This window comes from Psychrobacter communis (genome assembly GCF_014836505.1).
GTDB lineage: Bacteria > Pseudomonadota > Gammaproteobacteria > Pseudomonadales > Moraxellaceae > Psychrobacter > Psychrobacter faecalis.
The window spans coordinates 1-1,267 of sequence record NZ_JACSQR010000078.1; the positions used below are offsets into that span (position 1 = coordinate 1).

A 1,267-nucleotide genomic window follows, 5' to 3' on the forward strand; every position below is an offset into this window, starting at 1 on the left:
TGTAGTGGTCAACTAATTTAGGACACCTGATAAGAGGTTTTGATTAAAGTAACGTCTTTCTGTTTCAGCTGGTGTTAAATAATTGTTGAAAGTGTGCGGTCTCACGGTTTGATAGTAGCCCCAGATATAATCACTAATGGCACTTTTAGCCTCAGCGATATTCTCATAACCGCCCTTTGGCATCCACTCTGTTTTGAAGCTTCTAAAGAAGCGCTCAGTTGGGGCGTTATCCCAACAATTTCCACGACGGCTCATACTCTGTGTCATACCGTCGCAATCATCGATTGATTCAGCAAATTTCTTACTGGTGTAATGCGTGCCCTGATCTGAGTGAAATAACACACCACTTGGTTTGAGTCTCGTCTGATACGCCATTTTCAGAGCGTTACCTGTCAGAATACTATCGGGTGAGTCTGAGACACTAAAGCCCACCACACGACGGGCGTACAGGTCTAAAACAACGGCTAGGTAACACCAGCCGCCTTTAATGCGAATATAAGTGACATCGCCCGTCCAGACTTGGTTGGGCGCCGTTGGGCTAAATCTGCGTTTTAAAAGGTTGTCATGGGTTTTATGTTCCTGATCAGCGTGCTTGTATTTGTGGGTCTTGAGCTGGCAACTGACCAGTTTCATTTGCTTCATAATCTTGGCAGCTAAGTAACGCGTTAGCCTAATACTGTGCTCATTCCACAGGATGGCGACAATGGTGCGAGCCCCAGCTGATTGTTTGGAGTCATTGAATATTTGACGTATCAAGGCTTTGAGTTTGACACGTTCAATATCGATAGGCTTAGTCTGTGTGCCATAGTAGTAGCTGCTTTTAATGATGCCAAATAAGTCACATAGTCGGCGTTTACTGACGCTTTTGTCTTGCTCTGCAAGCTTGCTTATCAGCGATAGCCGTTCAGGCTGTCCAAGGCCAGCAGAGCAGAAGCCTTTTTTAATATGTCGCGCTCCATAGTGAGTCGCTTAACCTGCTTACGCAATTCTTGTAGCTCGCGTTGTTCATCCGTTAAAGCGTTGCCGACTTTAGGTGCTTGGCCATTCGTTTCTTGTCGATACTGACTCAGCCATTTCTGCAGGGTGGATTTGCCAATGCCAAGTGAGCTTGCTACATCAGGTATTTTACGCTTATGCTCAGTCACTAAGCTGATGGCTTCAAGCTTGAATTCTCGGGTATATTGATTGCGTTTGTTGGTCATACTAGTTTCCTTCTTTGGGTTATTATAACCTCTTAGAAGCTGTCCAATTTTATTATGCCACTACA

Annotated in this window: 1 protein-coding gene; it reads right to left on the reverse strand. The window is 44.8% G+C overall.

What is annotated here, in order from left to right:
* Window positions 1–12: 12 nt before the first annotated feature.
* Window positions 13–1,202 (reverse strand): IS3 family transposase gene (locus H9653_RS12340; protein WP_191692584.1). Its coding sequence is split into 2 segments (ribosomal slippage): window positions 13–944 and window positions 944–1,202, totalling 1,191 coding nucleotides; the frame shifts between segments, so codons are not numbered across the junction.
* Window positions 1,203–1,267 lie beyond the last annotated feature (65 nt).